This is a genomic window from Nocardioides aquaticus (assembly GCF_018459925.1).
In the GTDB taxonomy this organism is placed as follows: Bacteria; Actinomycetota; Actinomycetes; order Propionibacteriales; family Nocardioidaceae; genus Nocardioides; species Nocardioides aquaticus.
This window is the reverse complement of record NZ_CP075371.1, coordinates 2150625-2166190: the sequence shown is the minus strand read 5'-3', so window position 1 is coordinate 2166190 and position 15566 is coordinate 2150625. Positions and strand designations below refer to the sequence as shown.

Annotated in this window: 20 protein-coding genes; 8 read left to right on the top strand and 12 right to left on the bottom strand. The window is 67.3% G+C overall.

The genetic code is table 11. The annotated features are described in order from the left end of the window. Positions 1 to 64: 64 nt before the first annotated feature. Both ENKNEFLB_RS10450 and ENKNEFLB_RS10445 read right to left on the bottom strand, forming a co-directional pair. Positions 65 to 481, bottom strand: coding sequence for a hypothetical protein (locus tag ENKNEFLB_RS10450; protein WP_214059119.1), 417 nt, complete (start codon positions 479 to 481; stop codon positions 65 to 67). Beyond that, positions 481 to 759, bottom strand: a complete 279-nt coding sequence (locus ENKNEFLB_RS10445) for a hypothetical protein (RefSeq protein WP_214059118.1) — start codon at positions 757 to 759, stop codon at positions 481 to 483. The genes ENKNEFLB_RS10450 and ENKNEFLB_RS10445 overlap by 1 nt, the downstream gene beginning before the upstream one ends. 299 nt (positions 760 to 1058) lie before the next feature. Here ENKNEFLB_RS10445 and ENKNEFLB_RS10440 point away from each other — a divergent pair, with 299 nt between their 5' ends. Further along, complete coding sequence (locus tag ENKNEFLB_RS10440) at positions 1059 to 1457, top strand: hypothetical protein (protein WP_214059117.1); 399 nt, start codon at positions 1059 to 1061, stop codon at positions 1455 to 1457. A gap of 3 nt (positions 1458 to 1460) precedes the next feature. On the opposite strand, the gene ENKNEFLB_RS10435 is transcribed toward ENKNEFLB_RS10440, so the two are convergent. The 5 genes from ENKNEFLB_RS10435 to ENKNEFLB_RS10415 all read right to left on the bottom strand — a co-directional run bounded on the left by ENKNEFLB_RS10435 (position 1461) and on the right by ENKNEFLB_RS10415 (position 4139). Next, the gene (locus tag ENKNEFLB_RS10435) at positions 1461 to 1874 is read right to left on the bottom strand and encodes a hypothetical protein (protein WP_214059116.1); all 414 of its coding nucleotides are present in this window, start codon (positions 1872 to 1874) and stop codon (positions 1461 to 1463) included. A 166-nt stretch (positions 1875 to 2040) separates the two neighbouring features. Further along, on the bottom strand, positions 2041 to 2226 hold the full coding sequence (locus ENKNEFLB_RS10430; protein WP_214059115.1) for a hypothetical protein: 186 nt from the start codon (positions 2224 to 2226) through the stop codon (positions 2041 to 2043). A gap of 3 nt (positions 2227 to 2229) precedes the next feature. Continuing rightward, a complete protein-coding gene (locus tag ENKNEFLB_RS10425) occupies positions 2230 to 2949 on the bottom strand; it encodes a hypothetical protein (protein ID WP_214059114.1) in 720 nt (239 codons plus the stop codon). Next, a complete protein-coding gene (locus ENKNEFLB_RS10420; RefSeq protein ID WP_214059113.1) occupies positions 2946 to 3680 on the bottom strand; it encodes a CHAP domain-containing protein in 735 nt (244 codons plus the stop codon). The genes ENKNEFLB_RS10425 and ENKNEFLB_RS10420 overlap by 4 nt, the downstream gene beginning before the upstream one ends. A 312-nt stretch (positions 3681 to 3992) precedes the next feature. Next, entirely contained in the window at positions 3993 to 4139 is a 147-nt protein-coding gene (locus ENKNEFLB_RS10415; RefSeq protein WP_214059112.1) for a hypothetical protein, read from the bottom strand. Positions 4140 to 4510: 371 nt separating this feature from the next. Between ENKNEFLB_RS10415 and ENKNEFLB_RS10410 the strand changes: the two genes are divergently transcribed. Genes ENKNEFLB_RS10410 through ENKNEFLB_RS10400 form a run of 3 tightly spaced genes read left to right on the top strand, consistent with a single transcriptional unit; the run spans position 4511 to position 7061 of the window. Then, a complete protein-coding gene (locus tag ENKNEFLB_RS10410; RefSeq protein ID WP_214059111.1) occupies positions 4511 to 4765 on the top strand; it encodes a helix-turn-helix domain-containing protein in 255 nt (84 codons plus the stop codon). Further along, positions 4762 to 5739 (top strand): hypothetical protein, encoded by a 978-nt coding sequence (locus tag ENKNEFLB_RS10405; protein WP_214059110.1) that lies wholly within the window; start codon positions 4762 to 4764, stop codon positions 5737 to 5739. Before ENKNEFLB_RS10410 ends, ENKNEFLB_RS10405 begins: the two co-directional genes overlap by 4 nt. Then, positions 5736 to 7061, top strand: a complete 1326-nt coding sequence (locus ENKNEFLB_RS10400) for a DnaB-like helicase C-terminal domain-containing protein (RefSeq protein WP_214059109.1) — start codon at positions 5736 to 5738, stop codon at positions 7059 to 7061. Before ENKNEFLB_RS10405 ends, ENKNEFLB_RS10400 begins: the two co-directional genes overlap by 4 nt. A gap of 174 nt (positions 7062 to 7235) precedes the next feature. Here ENKNEFLB_RS10400 and ENKNEFLB_RS10395 read toward each other — a convergent pair whose 3' ends face one another. Then, entirely contained in the window at positions 7236 to 7577 is a 342-nt protein-coding gene (locus ENKNEFLB_RS10395) for a hypothetical protein (protein ID WP_214059108.1), read from the bottom strand. 270 nt (positions 7578 to 7847) lie between these two features. Between ENKNEFLB_RS10395 and ENKNEFLB_RS10390 the strand changes: the two genes are divergently transcribed. Next, positions 7848 to 8138 carry a helix-turn-helix domain-containing protein gene (locus ENKNEFLB_RS10390; protein WP_214059107.1) on the top strand — a complete coding sequence of 97 codons (291 nt, stop codon included), beginning with the start codon at positions 7848 to 7850 and terminating at the stop codon, positions 8136 to 8138. A 57-nt stretch (positions 8139 to 8195) separates the two neighbouring features. Here the strand turns inward: ENKNEFLB_RS10390 and ENKNEFLB_RS10385 are convergent, their stop codons facing one another. Together ENKNEFLB_RS10385 and ENKNEFLB_RS10380 are read right to left on the bottom strand one after the other, a co-directional pair. Next, positions 8196 to 8639 carry a hypothetical protein gene (locus ENKNEFLB_RS10385; protein ID WP_214059106.1) on the bottom strand — a complete coding sequence of 148 codons (444 nt, stop codon included), beginning with the start codon at positions 8637 to 8639 and terminating at the stop codon, positions 8196 to 8198. Positions 8640 to 8653: 14 nt separating this feature from the next. Beyond that, positions 8654 to 8833, bottom strand: a complete 180-nt coding sequence (locus ENKNEFLB_RS10380; protein WP_214059105.1) for a hypothetical protein — start codon at positions 8831 to 8833, stop codon at positions 8654 to 8656. 455 nt (positions 8834 to 9288) lie between these two features. On the opposite strand from ENKNEFLB_RS10380, the gene ENKNEFLB_RS10375 reads away from it, so the two are divergent. After that, positions 9289 to 9546: a hypothetical protein gene (locus ENKNEFLB_RS10375; RefSeq protein ID WP_214059104.1), complete on the top strand. Its 258-nt coding sequence runs from the start codon at positions 9289 to 9291 to the stop codon at positions 9544 to 9546. An 819-nt stretch (positions 9547 to 10365) separates the two neighbouring features. On the opposite strand, the gene ENKNEFLB_RS10370 is transcribed toward ENKNEFLB_RS10375, so the two are convergent. Both ENKNEFLB_RS10370 and ENKNEFLB_RS10365 read right to left on the bottom strand, forming a co-directional pair. Then, positions 10366 to 13209 carry a DNA methyltransferase gene (locus tag ENKNEFLB_RS10370; protein WP_214059103.1) on the bottom strand — a complete coding sequence of 948 codons (2844 nt, stop codon included), beginning with the start codon at positions 13207 to 13209 and terminating at the stop codon, positions 10366 to 10368. A gap of 117 nt (positions 13210 to 13326) precedes the next feature. Continuing rightward, positions 13327 to 13518 (bottom strand): hypothetical protein, encoded by a 192-nt coding sequence (locus ENKNEFLB_RS10365; protein ID WP_214059102.1) that lies wholly within the window; start codon positions 13516 to 13518, stop codon positions 13327 to 13329. 651 nt (positions 13519 to 14169) lie between these two features. Here ENKNEFLB_RS10365 and ENKNEFLB_RS10360 point away from each other — a divergent pair. Then, positions 14170 to 14373 (top strand): helix-turn-helix transcriptional regulator, encoded by a 204-nt coding sequence (locus ENKNEFLB_RS10360; protein ID WP_214059101.1) that lies wholly within the window; start codon positions 14170 to 14172, stop codon positions 14371 to 14373. Then, a complete protein-coding gene (locus ENKNEFLB_RS10355) occupies positions 14373 to 15566 on the top strand; it encodes a tyrosine-type recombinase/integrase (protein ID WP_214059100.1) in 1194 nt (397 codons plus the stop codon). The genes ENKNEFLB_RS10360 and ENKNEFLB_RS10355 overlap by 1 nt, the downstream gene beginning before the upstream one ends.

Here is a 15566-nt window from a genome sequence, read left to right as displayed (position 1 = left end):
TACCCCTGTGCAGCAACGAGCCCCGGGGCCCTCTCCCACACCAAAACTCAGGGGGACCTGGCACTCAGTCGGAGCAGTCACACCCCACCAGGAAGCACCGGGTACACACCACCGGAGCCACCTCCTGGCGCTTCTTCGCCGCATAGGTGCCGTCCGACCTCAGCGACCCGCACCGCATGCAGGGCCGCCACTCCTCGAGCCGGAGGTTCAACTTCGGTGCGAACGTCCCCACGAACTTCGGGAAGTCAGCCAGGCGCGTCCAGCCGGCGACCTCGTTGATGCCCCACTCCCACAGGTAGGCGACGCCAGTGGCACGGTCGAGCTCGTAGACCCAGCCCATGGCGTAGTTGGGCCGTGTGGCGAGCTTGCTCTCGATGGCGGGGCACTCGGCGTCGCCGTGGTAGATCCCGGTCTTGGCGAGACCGAACCAGACGGGGTTCGGGACGCTGACTGGCCGGTCGTGCCGGGTCGGCCGGGGCATCAGTCGAGGGAACCAAGCGCGTCGCCCAACAGGCCCCGGTCGTCCCGCCTCGCAGGAGCCTCGGGGTGCTCGACGGGGTTCCCGTCATCGTCGATCTCAACCCAGACGAGTTCGGCCCGGTAGGCGTGCACCGGGTGGGGGCCGCGTCGTGCCCTGTCGTGCTTCTCGTTGATGGCCGTGGACAGTTTGGTCCAGAGGCGGTTCACCTTGTGGTCGGTCAGGTTCCTGTCGGGGTAGTCGACACCGACGGCGTAGAGGTAGTGAGTCTTGGGGGGCATGGGGCGCATGGTTCCACCCGCCGGCCGGGTGCACACAGGAAACCCCCGCACCGTCGACACCGTGAAGCGCCTGTTCTGTGCGGGGGTCCTGGCGGTGACCGCGTCCGGTCTCCTGATAGGCCGCGCGGGGCGTCTCACCCCGCTGCTACTCAGCACACGCTTGCTACTGAGCGACGTCATTGCTTGGACGGACAGCCCCTGTTGGCGCCACCCGACAGACGGTCCTGGTTTGTGCACCCAGGCGCCACCATGCGAGGAACCAGGGCGTCAGGGGGGACCCGACACCTACACTCCCCCGCGTGTCCCGCCACGCCCACGAAGCCGACGCCTGGGGAACCTTTCGCAACTGGCACACCGAAGCATCCCTCTACCGCGAGATCTACACCCGAACCGTGTCCGCCCTCATCGCGGCATTCGTCATCTACCTCGTCGCCGTCTTCGCCGGCCTCGCCAACCGGGACCCCGCCATCTTCATCGTGGCCCTCATCGTCCTCGCCAGCAGCATGAGACTCCTGCTCGTCCTGCCCAACGCCATCCGGCACTGGACGGAGGTGCGGATCCTGTTCCGTGTGTGGCAGTCACCCGACGGTGGCGAACCCTCAACGCACGCCGCGAAGACCTACAACCGGCTCGTGTTCGGCATCTTCGCCACAGGCATGTCGTCCATCCTGCTGGTAGCCGTCCTGCTGGGGCCCTGAACCTCAGAGGCCCAGTGCCCGCAACCGCACACCCAACGCCGACAACACCGCGGTCGCCACCTCAGGGTCCGCCTTACCGTCAGTGAGCGCCCCGGCGAACGCCGCACCGAGCAGTGACGCCTGCTCCTGAGCGAAAGCCAGCTGCCTCTCCCCGACGTTCGCGTCGATCCCGATCTTCGCGACCCGAGCAGCGCCCGCGTGCAGACGATCCATCAGCTCCAACAGCCCAGCCGACAGGTCCACCTCCTCCGCAGTCACCATCTGCCGCACAGCACGCAACTTCGCCGACTCACCACGCCGAGCCAGCGCGTACAGCTCCATCGGAGACAGGTCCTCGGCGTCAGCGTCGTCGTAGAACTCGGCCAGGGTCTTAGCCACCCGGGCCTCCACCACCCGACGCTCGTTGGCCTTCTTCACCTGCTCGCAGACGCCCCATGCCGGCGCGCACACATGACCCCACCGTTCGGCGGCCGGGACTGCTGCACGGCTTCCCAGCCGACGTGTGACCGTGGCACTTGTTGTGCGTCTCACCGCACTTCGGGCAGTCCGTCAAAGGTACGAGCGGCACCTCGCGAGCCATAGGTCAGTCCTCCCCCATCGCAGACCGCAGGGCGGTGTCCTTTGCCAGCTCGAGCAGACCCAAGATCTCCACGATGGACAGCTCGTCACCGGAACCGTCCTCGGCCTCGTAGCCGAAGAGGTCTTGCCCGTCCTCGTCGATGTGGCGGGTCACCGTGATGCGGGACAGCAGCATGTCGCCGTCGCCCATGACTCAGCCCTCCCGGGGACGAAACGAGATGACGAAACCGGTGTGGTCGAACAGCCGGCGCGTCGAGAACGCCACCGGGACCACGCGGGTCCCGAACAGCGCCCAGTCGATGCCCACGACACGCACACCGAGGCCCAGGGGCTTCGCCAGCTGCGGACGAGGACCCCACGCCTTGCGGTGACCGGCACCCACCTGGAGGTCGCCGGTCAGGATGGGCAGCAACCCGTCGTCCCGGGCTGCCTTCATGTGGGTTCGGGTCGAGTTCAGCGCCTCCCTGTACTCCCGCACGACGGGATGCGACGCGTCGTCCTCACGCAGCCACGGGCCGGCGTCGGGGTGCAGTGCGAAGTGCGCGACACCCTCCATGCCGAGGGCAGTCGCGACAGGGTGCGCGTAGAACGACGCGACCAGGACCCGGCCGGGGGCGACCTTGATGACCGACGGGACCCGCTCGGAGACCTTTCGGGTCAGCTTACCGAGGTTCTCGTGGGCGTTGCGGGTCACGATGCAGGTCGACTTCGCCCGCCCGATGTCCTCGGTCCACCCGCGGCCGGCAACCGTGAGCCGGTGCCCCTCGATGTCGCGGAGGGGCGTGAGGAGGTTCTGGGCCTCGTTGCACGCGAAGGAGTCCGCGTTGGCGTCCTTCACGTACTGCACGAGGCTCATCTCGTTGTGCCCGTTGCCGTGCCAGATGACGAGGCTGGGGCCCGTGTAGGTGCTCACTTGCGCTCTTCGGCCCGCGGAGCGTCCATGGCCTTGGCGTGGGCGGCACCGGTCTTCAGCGCCGCCTCGGCGGCCTTCTGCGCCTTCTCCGAGCCGTACTTAGTGACGAGTCGGAGAGCCGCCGCCTGGCCCTTCCAGGTCTTCGCGCGGAGGGCCCGGGTGATGTTGACGGTCGCGCCGTTGGCAGGGGTAGACGGGGCGCCGGGGCCCTTCGGACCGCGGTCGGCCCAGGCAGGGTCAGCGGACACGATGCCCTCGGGGTAGGCGGGGTAGCCGTACCCGACGGCGGTCCCGGAGCCCCGGCGGGGACGGGTCTTCACGTAGACCCCGTTGCCCTCACGGCTGCCCGTGTCGTTCGTGTTGCCCTCGATGGCGGTGATGGTGTCGCCGATGTAGCTGGCCACGATGCCGGTGTGGTTGAGGTCGGCGGGGGTGCCGTAGAAGACGACCGCGCCGATGGCCGGGGACTCGGACCAGCGGCCGGCCTTCTTGAACCCGACGGAGAGTTGGTCGACTCCGGCGGAGGGCGTGGTAATGAGTCCTGCGACGCCGGCGAGCTTGTAGATGGCGCACACGAAGGTCGCGCACCAGGCGTACCCGTTGGCGTGGCCGGCGATGGCTGCGAACTTGTTACCGTTGACCCAGTGGCCTCCGGAGTAGGTCTCGCGGAACCCGACGTGCTTGCGGGCTTCGGCGATGACGCGGTTGGCGGTGGGGGTGTTGGTGGCCACGGAGTGCTCCCAGGTGTGTGGTGGCGGGTCACACCTGAAGGCCCGGAACGGGGGGCTCTGGGGCACGGGTTCGGGGACAGAACGAACCCGTCCTGAGACTGGCTCAGGACGGGTTCGCGGTGGTGTTGCTGTGGTGGTTCTTACTCCCCATCCCCGGGGAGCTGGGCCTAACGGCCGGTCCTCTCAGTCCCCCGGCTGAGGGGCATGTGGTGTCCTTCCAACGGGGCACCTGCACATCACTGTGTGGGCCTGGTTGGTGGGGACAATGGCAAACCTCAGGGGGGACCTGACACCTGTCAGGGTCGTCTGGGTCTAGTCGTCGCCGCCGAACCCGGACCTGATGTTCTCGGCTCCGCAGTGGCGGCAGGTGACGTAGGCGGACTCGTTGTTGCCGTCTTCCCAGGCAGCGGTGAGGACGCTTCCGCGGAGGTCTTGTTGGCAGTCGATGCACTGGTTCATGTGGGCACGATGCCATTCGGTGGGTGTCCTGGGGCGTGTTCGTCCCGGCTGGGGGCCGGAAGAAATCTCTTCTGGTCTTGTCTCTTCTACTCTGTTCTCTTCTGTAGGTACTCGTTACTTGCGGCTTACTTAGAGCTTGGGTAAGTGCTCGGTAATGTTAGGTAGGACCTACCCCCGCAGGCCCTCCTGACGCCCCTCGCCGGCCGCCAGTTGAGTGACAGGGTGCCGGTTTCCTGGCACCTCTCAGGTCCCCCCTGAGCCTGGCGCATCTAACCCCTTGCACACACTGCAAGCGCCCGGACGGTCTACCTCGTCCGGAGATGCACAGCCCCTACCGCAGGGGGCCCGGACGGGCCAGGAACCCCTCCCCCATGACCTCCCCCCACACCCCTCAGACCGCCCCGGTCACCACGCAGCACCTGCTCCTCGAGCACCTCGTCGCCGGCGGGCCCACCACCGCCACGAAGGCGGAGCTCGCCAACGCCCTCGACCGCTCCGTGCGCTCGGTCTACTACGCGCTGAGCGACCTTGAGGCGTACGGGCTCATCGTCGTGACCCGTGTCCGTCCCACCGCCGAGTGCCCGTCAGGTCAGCGCATCGAGACCTCCCCGGCGGTGACCCTGTGAGCACCTCGAAGACCATCAGCAAGAGCCAGGGCTGGGTCCCCCTGCAGACCGCGATGCTCAACGACGATGACCTCCTGCTGTGCTCGGTGGCGACCCGCCTCCTCGCCGTCGTGGTCCTGCTGTACGCAGCCGACCAGGGGACCGGCGGACTCGTTCCGACCAACCCCCGCAAGGTCCAGCTGCACGCCCGCTTCGGTTCGGTCGACGAGGTGCAGGCCGCGATGGGCGAGCTCGTCGACATGGACTACCTCGTGCCGACCACCGACCCCGGCTACTTCCTCATTCGGTCGTGGGCCCGCTACCAGACCGACCTGACCGGACAGCAGGCTGCTGCGCTCGTGCGCTGGCACCACCACACGACGAAGGGGCACTTCGAGAAGACCGTCGGCTGCTCGGCGTGTGACGCCGGTGTGCCGTTCGTCGACGAGCGGGACCAGCAGGCCCAGGAGGGGGTCCAGGAGCCACAGAATGCCCCCCAGGGCAGCGCAGCCCCCGTGGAGGGTTCCAGTGCCCCCGCAACAGAGGCCCCGACCGCTGGGGCCACCCCCCGCCCGTCCAGCCAGCACGCAGCCGGGGCGGCCAAGTTCGGCACCCGCCAGCTCGTCACAGAGTTCCGTGAGGAGTTCCCCGCCGTGTTCGCGAGCACGACCCGACTCGAGGGGTACCGCGCCCTCCTGAGCGAGGCGGAAGCACTCGCCAAGGAGCACGCCGACCTGTCCCCGAAGGTCCGCGGAGAGCTCTTCAACGCTGTCCTCGGTGACGCCCTCGAGCACTACTTGGGCGACAAGCTCACCGGCAAGGACTACGCGGCGTGCTACGCCGGCGCGAAGGCGCTGAACGAGAGGGACGGGTACTACTGGTTCATCCTCGCCGCCCAGTCCTCGGCCACCGTTGACTTCACCGGCAAGCCCGTCGCGTACATCAAGACGATCGCGTCCAACAAGCGCGCCGAGTGGGCCGGAGGCACGGCATGAGCGGCGAGAGCATGCGGTCCCTCGACCTCGCAGACGAGACCCACCGCCAGCTGACCCGGATGCGGGCCACCGAGACCGCGAAGGAGCAGCTCGCCCAGGAGCAGTCAGGCCAGACCCCGTACCGCACCGGTCGCCGCACCGTCCAGGACGTCATGGTGCAGGCGAAAGAAGAGCTGGCCGTTCGACACGAGTACGGCGTCGTCGGGTTCCGCACCGGCATCCCGGACCTCGACGGCGCCCTGGGCGCGACGCTGCAGCCCGGTCGGGTCGTCGGCATCGCAGCCGACACGAAGATGGGCAAGACCGTCCTCGCCGGCAACCTGGCGGTGAACTTCGCCGCCCAGGGAGCACCCCTGCTCGTCGGGTCCTTTGAGGACAACCCGACCGACACGATGTTCCGGTGGGCCTCCTCCCTGGCCTCGACCAACGTGGGCGTCATCCGCGACGGGTTCCGCACCCGGTCCGGCGAGAAGATGGCTATCCCGGCCGACTTCGACGACGCCACCGACAAGCTCGCCGCGCTCGGCATCGAGTGGATCGACCGTGCCGGGACCATCGAGCAGCTGGCCTACGAGATGCGGGACTGGGTCGCTACGAACGCCCGCGTACAGGAGCACGGCTACGGCATCGTCATCCTCGACCAGCTGTCACACATCCACCCCTCCCAGGCCGCCATCTTCCGGCAGCGGTTCCCCGGCTACCCGCCGCCGCCCACAAACGGCACGAGGAGGGACATGATGGTCTGGCAGGTGCAGCTGATGACCGTCGTTGCGAAGAGGCTGAACGTGCTCATCATCATCGTGATGCAGTTGACCCTGTCGCATAAGGCGAAGCACGAGAAGCCCTCCGAGCGTGACCTGCGCGATGCGAAGGAGGCAGCGTTCGAGATGGACGCACTCCTCATCCCCCACCGTCCCGAGAAGCTGCGCAACGAAGCCCGCGGTCAAGGTGAGCCCGAGTTCATCGACAACGACGGACAGCGCACCTGGATCTTGGCTCCCATCTGCCGTCAGGTCGGGGCGTTCGAGGTCGAGGTCACCTGGGACGGCGAGCACCAGCGGTTCCTGCCGTTGGGAGCGTCGTCTCGGATGCCGTGGGAGGCGCCGCAGGGTGTCGACCCGGTCGCCATCGACGGGATGCGCAAGCTGGCCGAGAACCGGGCCCGTTGGGCTGAGCGGGCCGCGTTGCGCTTGCAGGTGGCCAACGGCGGACAGGTCGACGCGCTCCCCGAGGTGAAGGATATGCCGCGCCTGTCGTCGCCGGCGAGCTCGGCGCCACTGTCGCAGCTCATCGAGGAGCACCGGCCGGACGGCAAGTTCTGAGCCGGACGAACAGCAGCCCCGCCGCGACCTCTCGGGTCAAGCGGCGGGGCTGCTTGTGTGCAGGAACCCTCCCCAGGGTTCTTGCCCCCCCGGGCCGGGGTACGCAGTGCGTCCAGGAGTACCGGCCTGACTGTCACTGTGCCGGCCTGGTTCCGCCGCGCAACAGGTGGCCGGTCAGCCCCAGAAGACGGTCTTCTTCGTCGCGAACCGGCGGGGCTTGTCGGAGTCCTTCACGAAGAGGACCTCGGTACGGCCGAAATTGTCGTCAGTGCAAACCGCGTACGCGCGGGTCTCGTAGGACTTGCCGCGCTTCTTCTCGAAGTTGAGCAGATCCCCGTTGGTGTCGTAGCGCTTCGCGACCTGGCCTCGGGTCAGGGTCCCGTTTGTGGGGAGGTTGCGGTACTCCTTCCGGGACACACAGCCGGGGGTGTCTGCGGACGCCGGTGCGGGTGCGATGACCTGGGCCCCGAGTCCGATGGTGAGTGCTGCGAGGACTCCGGTGGCGGTGCGCTTCATGCGTCCTCCTGGTGGCGGCGGTGTGCCGTGATGGCCGCGTGAGCGTACCCGCGGTGGGCGTCGGCGAGCTCCGGAAAATACTCCGAGAAAGATCGCTCAGCCACTTGTCAGGGGGGACCCGACGCGGACGGTCAAATAGAAGAGGTCATCCCCGGCCTCGTACCCCTTCCCCAAGGAGGTCCCCATGCCGGTCAAGGCACCACCCCCCGCAACGTTCACACGACCGCCTCCGGTCTCAAAGTGACCGGTCAGGCCCTTCCACCGGCTGCGATGCAGCGGGTCCATGAGGCGGAGAGGCAGCTGCTCGAGGCTGAGCAGGCGTACCACCAGGCGTGTGTTGCACGCCGCGAGCTCATCGCCGACCTGGCCGCCTCTGGGCACCGGGTCAAGTACATCGCTGAGGCGCTGAGCGTGAGCCCGGCGACCGTGTACGAGATCGTCAAGCTGGTGAAGGAGGGCGGGAAACGTCGCGACTCCGAGCGCGAGCTGGCCCGTTCCCTGCGACGGCGCAACGAGGACCTTCGGGCCCGCATCACCGAGCTGACCAGCTCGCAGGGCTGACACCCCTGACTCACACCGCCCCGGACCTCGTGATGAGGTCCGGGGCGGTTCTATGTGTCAGGCGTTCGTAGCGTGTAGGGCCTTCGCTGCGGTCACGGGGTCGACGCCGGCGTGCACCTGGGCCATCCACGCCTCCCGCTCGAACGGAGCCAACGGTTCTAGGTGCGCCATGAGGGCAACCTGGTAGGCCAGCCGCGGGAACTGGGTGTAGTTGTCATCGGCGACGGCACTGTCGAGCTCCATCAGCAGGAAGTCCTGGAACATCTCGAAGGTGTAGCCCTCCTTGAGGTCCGCGATGGCCTCGTCTGCGGTCCTGAACGCGTTGTGCGTCCGGTCCTCCACCGCGTCGAGGAAAGCGACAGCGAGACCCGACAGGTCGATGGGGTCCCCCTCGCCGGTGTGGATCAGGATCTGGTTGGGCTTGTCGCCGTTGCGGGGGTCATATGCGGCTCGGGCAACGAACGGGGGCACGGTCACGGTGTAGCGCTGAACGGCTGCCATTGGGATCTCCTGTCTCAGGTGTTCGCGGCCAGTAGGACATCAACGGCTACTAGGGGGTCTTCGCCCTGCTGTACGAGCTGCAGCCAGGAGTGACGGTCCTCGACCTCGAGCCGGCACAGAGCCCTCAGCACGATCACCTGGTAGGCGTTCTGGGCGTACAGCTCAGTGTCCTTGTACTGAGCGGCGAACCTCACGACGCTCTCAGTGTTGGCTAGTACCTCTTCGAGCGTGCAGCCCTTCCGGAACGCCTTGATGACGCGGGGGTCATGGTCGCCGAAGCGGGCCCTGGCGTCGTCGAAGATGACCTCAATGACTCCTCGATAGCAGTCGGCGACACCGGAGATGTCCCGGTGGGCGTCGGCGATGAGGCCGAGTGAGTAGGGGGACCGGTCTTCGTCGGGGTCGTAGTTGAGTTGAACCTGGAAGGGGGGAGTTTGCTCGTGTAGCGGGGCACGGCGGACATGGTGCCGGACTCGCAGCTGCTGACAGAAGGTTTCGGGACAACCCGAGCTCCCGTTTCGGCCGTCTCAGGTCCCCCCTGATGTTTGGTGGAAATCGCTGCCTGTCACCCCCTGACAAGCCCGGACGGCCAGAGAGGAAGCAGGCAGCCACACGGGCTACTGCAACCCCCCTCCCCCGGAGTCACCCCATGACTGGCAAAGGCGTTCGGGTGAACAGCGGACCCAGGCTCGCCAGGGAGGCGCTCCTCCTCGACACGGTGCGCGCCTCCGGACGCGACAGCGCGGAGGGCTGGTCGTTCCTCACGAACCGGGACCTGACGCGCCTCACCGGGACCACCTTCACGAGGACCCTGGCGCGTGACATCAGGCGCCTCGTCGATGAGGGCGCGTTGGAGCGGGGGTTCGACCCCCACACCCAGGACAGGCTCCTCAGGGCGCGCGTCTGACACCACAAGCTCGAACCCCCGAACAGCAGTGGGTGCTGGTCTGGTGTTCGTCAGTGTGCAGTACGTCTTTGGTTAGGTTCCGGGACCGGACCCGGTTGCCACCGTCCGTGAGCGGGCAGGTGCGGCCCACAGGACCCGTTCAGGCGGTCGCCGGCGCCGGTGTTGCGGGCAAGGTCAATTCGTCCGTCAGAGCCAACATCTCGGCCCGGAAGGTCTCGAACTCCGCCTGCAGTTTCGCCATCCGCTCCTCAGCCGTCTCCGGCGCGGGAGGTGTCTCGACGGGCGCGTCAGGGACGCCACCTCCCCAGGGGTCGCCTCACGCGCGCCCAAGAGCGAGCCGCCCCAGGCGCGCCTCAAGTGCCCCACGCGGCTGACTCATCGGTCGGAACCGCTTGTGGTTCTGGGCGCGGGCACCGAAGTTGACCTCGCATACCCGAACGGTGGTGGCCCTTCTTGCCGTAGGCGGTGAGGAGGTTCACCAGGCCGTGCCCGAGACCGGTGGCGTCAATGTTGACCACGTGGGCGCCGGTGACCCGGATCTTGTTCACGACCCACGCTGCGAGCTTGACGTGGTCTTGCATCCGGATGGGCCCAGCGTCGGCCCACCCGGCCGCCGCGCATCCCTAGACGACGGTCTGGTTGCCGTTGTCGGAGGCGCCCACGTCGATGCCGAGCTGGACCGGTTGCGACTTCGGGTCGGGTCTGCTCGTCGAGTTGCTTCTGGGCGTGCTCAACGCCGGCGAGGAGGAGGTCGAGGGCGCAGGACATACCTCGGACCGTCCGACCCGCACCCCGGTCCGCAGGGGTGCGGGCGGGGGCTCAGACAGCCGCGGTGAGCTCGGCGTACCGCCCGAACAAAACTTCCTGCCGGTCGACCTCAGCCAAGTTGCGACGGCCGGCACCGAATGCCCGGTCAACAACCTTGTCCAAGGCTCGGTGTGCGGCCAGCAGGTCCCGGTCCATGGCCAACGGGTTGTACAGGCCCGCCAAGCTTCGCCCGGGGTGCTTGGCTCTCTCCGCGAGTACCGCTGCGCCGGCGGCGATGACCTCTTGACGGACCGAGTCCTTGACCGGTGGCAGCGGGAGCGTGTTCCAAGTCGTTGTCCCGGCGAACCTCGGATCTGACTTCAGACGACCACCCACGGTCTTCTGCCAGGTGATGAACATGGCCGACGAGATGACCCCGAAACCGAAACCATCGGGGTCGGGGCAGGTGAAGTTCGCGTCCCCCGCGATGACGTCTGCGTCGAAACGCGAGACAGTCGCGTAGGGCCGGTCCTCAGCGAAGTGCCGAGGGATGCACAGGTAGGGCACCGTCGGCTGCCTGATCTCGCCGAACAGGTGCGGAGTCTGGGCCAGGGCCTTGGTAGTTCCACGGTTGCTCGCGGCGCGCCGCTGTCGCACCGCCTCGATCCGCTGTCGAAGCACCGGGGACTTGGCCAGATCGGACGGTTCCAGGTCGACCAACCACAGGCACCAGCGGTCGAGACTGTTGATGAGCTCCTTCGCACCGACGAACTTGCGTACGTACTTGGCCGCGACCTGGTCTGAGACGACTGTGGCATGGTCGGCTGCCGAGATGAGTAGTCCGCCGCCATCGTTGGCCATCGAGCCGAACGAAACCACCGGCAGGTCGGTCGACAGGGGCTTGGAACGGGACGTCACGTAGGCGGGGGGTGCGTCCACGAGGTAGCCATTGATTCCGGTCGTGACCTTGCGCTCGACCGGCGGCGACGTTGGGGTGGCGTAATCGAACAGCCGACCCTTGTCGTTTCGCGTGGCTGGAGTCCTGGTGAACCCGATGATGACGCAGTGGACGGCTGCCTTCTCCTTCGCAGCCGACTCGTTGGCCCACTTGAAGGTTCGGTGGCCGAACTTGATCCGCCAGCCCTGAGCGTGGATGCGCTCGAACAGTTCCGGGACCGGTTCGCCCTGGGTGATCGAGTTGGTGGTGACCAAGGCGAACTCGCCGCGCTTGTCGGCGAAGTACGCGATCGCCTTGGCATGCCAGGCGGTCACGAAGTCGAGGTGGCCCACGTTCGCGACCTCCCATGCGGCCTGAAGCTCGGCACCCTGGGCGGCTGTGCGCGTGTAATGACCCAAGAACGGTGGATTTCCAAACAGGTAGGTCGTGACGCCCCGTCCGGGCAGCAGGTCGTCCCAGTCCTTCGTGAGCGCGTTGGTGTGGGTGATGTTGGCGGCGATGTCGATCGGCAACCGGTTCGGGGTCAGCCCGAGCGTCTTCGCCATCCGCTGGTTGGCCTGGTGGTCGACGAGGAACATGGCGACCTCGGAGATCTTGGCCGGCCACCAGTTGAGTTCGATCCCGTAGAACTGGTCGAGGCGCACGTTGAGCAGGTCGGATGGGTCGAGCATGGTGTCGAGGTCGGTGCCCTGCTTGGTGCGCAGCTTGACCAGCAGGTCGAGCTCGAGGGCCCGCATCTCGCGGTAGGCGACGACGAGGAAGTTCCCGCACCCAGACGCGGTGTCTGCGTACCGGTAGCCGAGCAGGTCGGTGTGGAACTGCTCAAGCTGGGGCTTGGTGTTGGCAACGTCGAGCCGGGCCCGGAAGTCGTCAAGGAACAGGGGCCTCAGCGTCTTGAGGATGTTCTCCTCTGAGGTGTAGTGCTCGCCGTCGCCTCGGCGGGCCTTCTTGCTCTTGACGGTCTGGAAGAGGGACCCGAACACGGCTGGCGAGATGCGGGACCAGTCGAAGTCGCAGCAGGCGAGGAGGGAGTCGCGCATGGCCCGGTCGAAGTACTGCATCTTGGTCTGGCCGGCATAGAGCGCGCCGTTGACGTAGGGGAACGCCAGGGCGCCCTCGTCGGTGCGCTTGTCGCGCCGACGGACCGGGGTGTTGAGGACGTCGAAGAGCAGGGCCAACATGGGCCCGAGGTCGGACCCGTCAGGGGCGGTGCGGGTCTTGACGAACCGCTGGAACAGTCCGCGCTCCCACAAGTTGGCGTCGTCTCCGAAGAGGAGGAAGAGGAGCCGGGTCAGGACGATGGAGGCCTCCATCGTCTCGGCGTCCTCAGCTTCGGCGTCTTCGATGTCGGTTTCGGTGTCGTCGTCGCCGGTCATGGCCGCGTAGAGCTGCCCCATGAGCTTGGCGGCGGCAACGGATGCCTCCGCCTGGTCGGCTGCGATGAGCCCGTCGGTGTCTTCTCCGGTGAGGAAGAGGAAGTCCTCGACGTGGTCGATGAGGTCGCGGGTGGCGATGGTGAGGGTGCGGGTGATGTCTTCGCGCTTCTTGGACGTGTCGGTGACCTGGAGGGTGGCGAAGTCGGAGGTGACGACCCACCGCGGTCGCTGTGCTTCGGTGATGTCACCTCCGGTGAGGTACGCGTACGCCTGCAGTTCGGCGTTCGACGGGGCGCCGTCCTTGGGTCGGACGACCTTGCCTTCGGACTTCTGCTCGACGAGGAAGCGGCCGGGCATGAACGCGTCGATGAACCCTTGTCCGCCAGTGTCGGAGCGCCGTGCCGGGTACTCGAAGACGACCCCCTCGAGGAAGGTGGAGTCGATGCCGTAGCAGCGGAGGAAGTCGGACCAGAACTGCTGCGTGTGCTGCTTCTCGCCCTTGACGTCCTTGTAGGCGACGACGAACTTGGCAACGCGGGTGCGAATCTCGTTGAGGGAGGGGCGCTTGACGGTGCTGGGCACAGGTGAAGTCTCCGAGTCGGGGGCGAGCTAGGTCACAGTGTCTCCTACGGGTCGCCTGGTCTGGGCGAAGAAGTACGCCCACCCTGGGGTGTCAGGGTGGCCGTACTGGTGAATGTGTCAGTGGGTTGAGCGGGCGAGGCGAGGCTTGTGGAGGGTGAACCAGACCCGGTGCAGTTCCTCGTGGAGGTCGGCCGTCGCCTTGCCGTAGGGGGCGACGAGGAGGTGGCGGTAGTTGATGTCCGCGATGGCCTCCTCCAGCGTGATGGGGCCGGTCAGGGGCGCGGGCTTGGGTGCGATGACGGGGTTCACGGGGTCACCTCGGTCAACGGAATGCCGGAGGCTCGGAGCTCGCACAGGGCCTTCGGGGTGACGCCGTGGAGGTTGCCGTCGATGGCGACGACGCTCCATGCGCGGGCAATCTTGCGGGACTCGGTCGTGTAGACGACGTCTCCGGTGATGCGTCGGCTGGCGAGGTCGTAGTTGTCGGGGCCGATGTCGTCACCGACGACAGGCTTCGCCGGGGCCGTGGGGACGATCAGGGTCTTGGTGGCGTAGTCGCGGTGCGCCTGGGCTTGGCTGGCTGGATATCGCCGGAGTACTAGGAGTTGAACGGCTGGCGGTCGGTGAGGGGGTCATGGACTGGACCGTCCGCGCCGTACCGGGGTCCCACCCGTGTCTCTAAGCCCCAAACCTCAAGGGGACCCGGCATCCCCGGAGCTTGTGACGGGCGGCGGTCACGCCGGGTACAAGCCTCTTCTTGTCTTCTCTTCTCGTCTTCTCTCTTCTGTAGGTAGTCGCTACTTGCGACTCACCCAGGGTTACCCAGACTTACCCCCGGGCCCCTCGTGGGCATGGCGCAAGCCACACGATCCGGGCCTGAGCGCCATTGACCAGGGCTGACCGCCGCGCACGGTGCCTCTGCACACGGCTCCCCCGGAGCCCACAACGCATGGAGCAACCGTGAGTACCACGACCCCCGAGAAGCCCTTCGACCCCCTCCTCACCATCGACGAGCTCGCCGAGTGGCTCGGCAAGCCCAAGCGGACCCTCTACCGCTGGCGAGTCCAGGGGTACGGCCCCTCCGCCATCAAGGTCGGAAACGACCTCCGCTACCGCCGCGCCGTCGTCGACGCCTGGCTCGACGCGCAGACCGAGGCAGCCTGATGGCCCGCCCGCCCCTCCCCATCGGCTCCTGGGGCAACGTCAGCATCACCAAGCAGGCCCGCGGCGGCTTCATCGCCTCGGCCCGGTTCCGTGACACCGACGGCGTCACGCGCGTCGTGACCGCCAACGGCACCACCGCCAACAAGGCCAGCAACGCCCTCAAGGTGAAGCTCACCCAGCGTGCCGCTCCCGCCGGTGACGGTGTGCTGAGCAGGGAGTCCACCGTCGCCAACCTGGCCGACCTGTGGCTCGAGGAGGTCAAGGCCGGCGGCAGCATCCGCGAGTCCACCTACGACGGCTACAAGGCCATCGTCGAGCGCCGCATCCGCAAGCCCCTCGGTGCACTACGGCTCCGTGAGGCGTCCGTCGGACGTCTGGACGCCCACGTCAAGAAGATCAGCAACGACCTGGGCAAGCCCACCGAGGCCCGGCACACCAAGACCGTCCTCGGGATGATGTTCGACCTGGCAGTCCGCCACGACGTCCTCTTGGCCAACCCGGCCCGGTCCGTGACGAAGGTGTCCCGACCGAAGAACGAGGTGCAAGTTCTCGACGGCGCCGGCGTCCGTGAGGTCTACGAGCTCATCGGCGCCTGGTCGAACCGTCAGAGAACCGGACCGAAGACCAACGCTGACCTCGCCCACGTCGTCGCCCTGCACCTGGCCACCGGGTGCCGCATCGGTGAGGTGTTGGCTCTGCGGTGGTCCGAGGTTGTCGAGGATGCCGACGGCATGTGGGTGACGGTGACCGGGACCGTCATCCAGCCCCGCAAGGGCAGCCTCTACCGACAGGACCTCCCGAAGACCGAGACCGGGTTCCGCCGGCTGCTCCTGCCCGACTGGGCCGCGGAGGTGCTCCGGCTGCGACGCGACCAGGCTCGGGAGACCGAGCTGGACGGCATCTTCCTGACCCGGAACGACACCTGGGTCAGCCCGAACAACCTGCGCCGGCAGTGGCGTGCGGCCCGGAAGGGCTCAGACCTCGAGTGGGTCACGCCCCGGACCTTCCGCAAGACCGTGGCCACGACGGTCCGCGATACCTCGTCGAAGGACGAGGCGCAGGTCCAGCTCGGCCACGTGCCGGGCTCGAAGGTCACCGACCAGCACTACTTGCGACGCATCGTGAAGGGTCCGAACCTCGGGACGGCCCTAGATGACTTCGCTCCACCGCCGGAGGACGAGCAGACCGCCTGA

Excerpts from the sequence above, each read along its gene's own strand:
- ENKNEFLB_RS10355 (WP_214059100.1), top strand. The coding sequence starts at position 14,373 with ATGGCCCGCCCGCCCCTCCCCATCGGCTCCTGGGGCAACGTCAGCATC.
- ENKNEFLB_RS10430 (WP_214059115.1), bottom strand. The coding sequence starts at position 2,226 with ATGGGCGACGGCGACATGCTGCTGTCCCGCATCACGGTGACCCGCCAC.
- ENKNEFLB_RS10410 (WP_214059111.1), top strand. The coding sequence starts at position 4,511 with ATGACCTCCCCCCACACCCCTCAGACCGCCCCGGTCACCACGCAGCAC.
- ENKNEFLB_RS10385 (WP_214059106.1), bottom strand. The coding sequence starts at position 8,639 with ATGGCAGCCGTTCAGCGCTACACCGTGACCGTGCCCCCGTTCGTTGCC.
- ENKNEFLB_RS10445 (WP_214059118.1), bottom strand. The coding sequence starts at position 759 with ATGCCCCCCAAGACTCACTACCTCTACGCCGTCGGTGTCGACTACCCC.
- ENKNEFLB_RS10375 (WP_214059104.1), top strand. The coding sequence starts at position 9,289 with ATGACTGGCAAAGGCGTTCGGGTGAACAGCGGACCCAGGCTCGCCAGG.
- ENKNEFLB_RS10415 (WP_214059112.1), bottom strand. The coding sequence starts at position 4,139 with ATGAACCAGTGCATCGACTGCCAACAAGACCTCCGCGGAAGCGTCCTC.
- ENKNEFLB_RS10395 (WP_214059108.1), bottom strand. The coding sequence starts at position 7,577 with ATGAAGCGCACCGCCACCGGAGTCCTCGCAGCACTCACCATCGGACTC.
- ENKNEFLB_RS10450 (WP_214059119.1), bottom strand. The coding sequence starts at position 481 with ATGCCCCGGCCGACCCGGCACGACCGGCCAGTCAGCGTCCCGAACCCC.
- ENKNEFLB_RS10390 (WP_214059107.1), top strand. The coding sequence starts at position 7,848 with ATGCAGCGGGTCCATGAGGCGGAGAGGCAGCTGCTCGAGGCTGAGCAG.
- ENKNEFLB_RS10400 (WP_214059109.1), top strand. The coding sequence starts at position 5,736 with ATGAGCGGCGAGAGCATGCGGTCCCTCGACCTCGCAGACGAGACCCAC.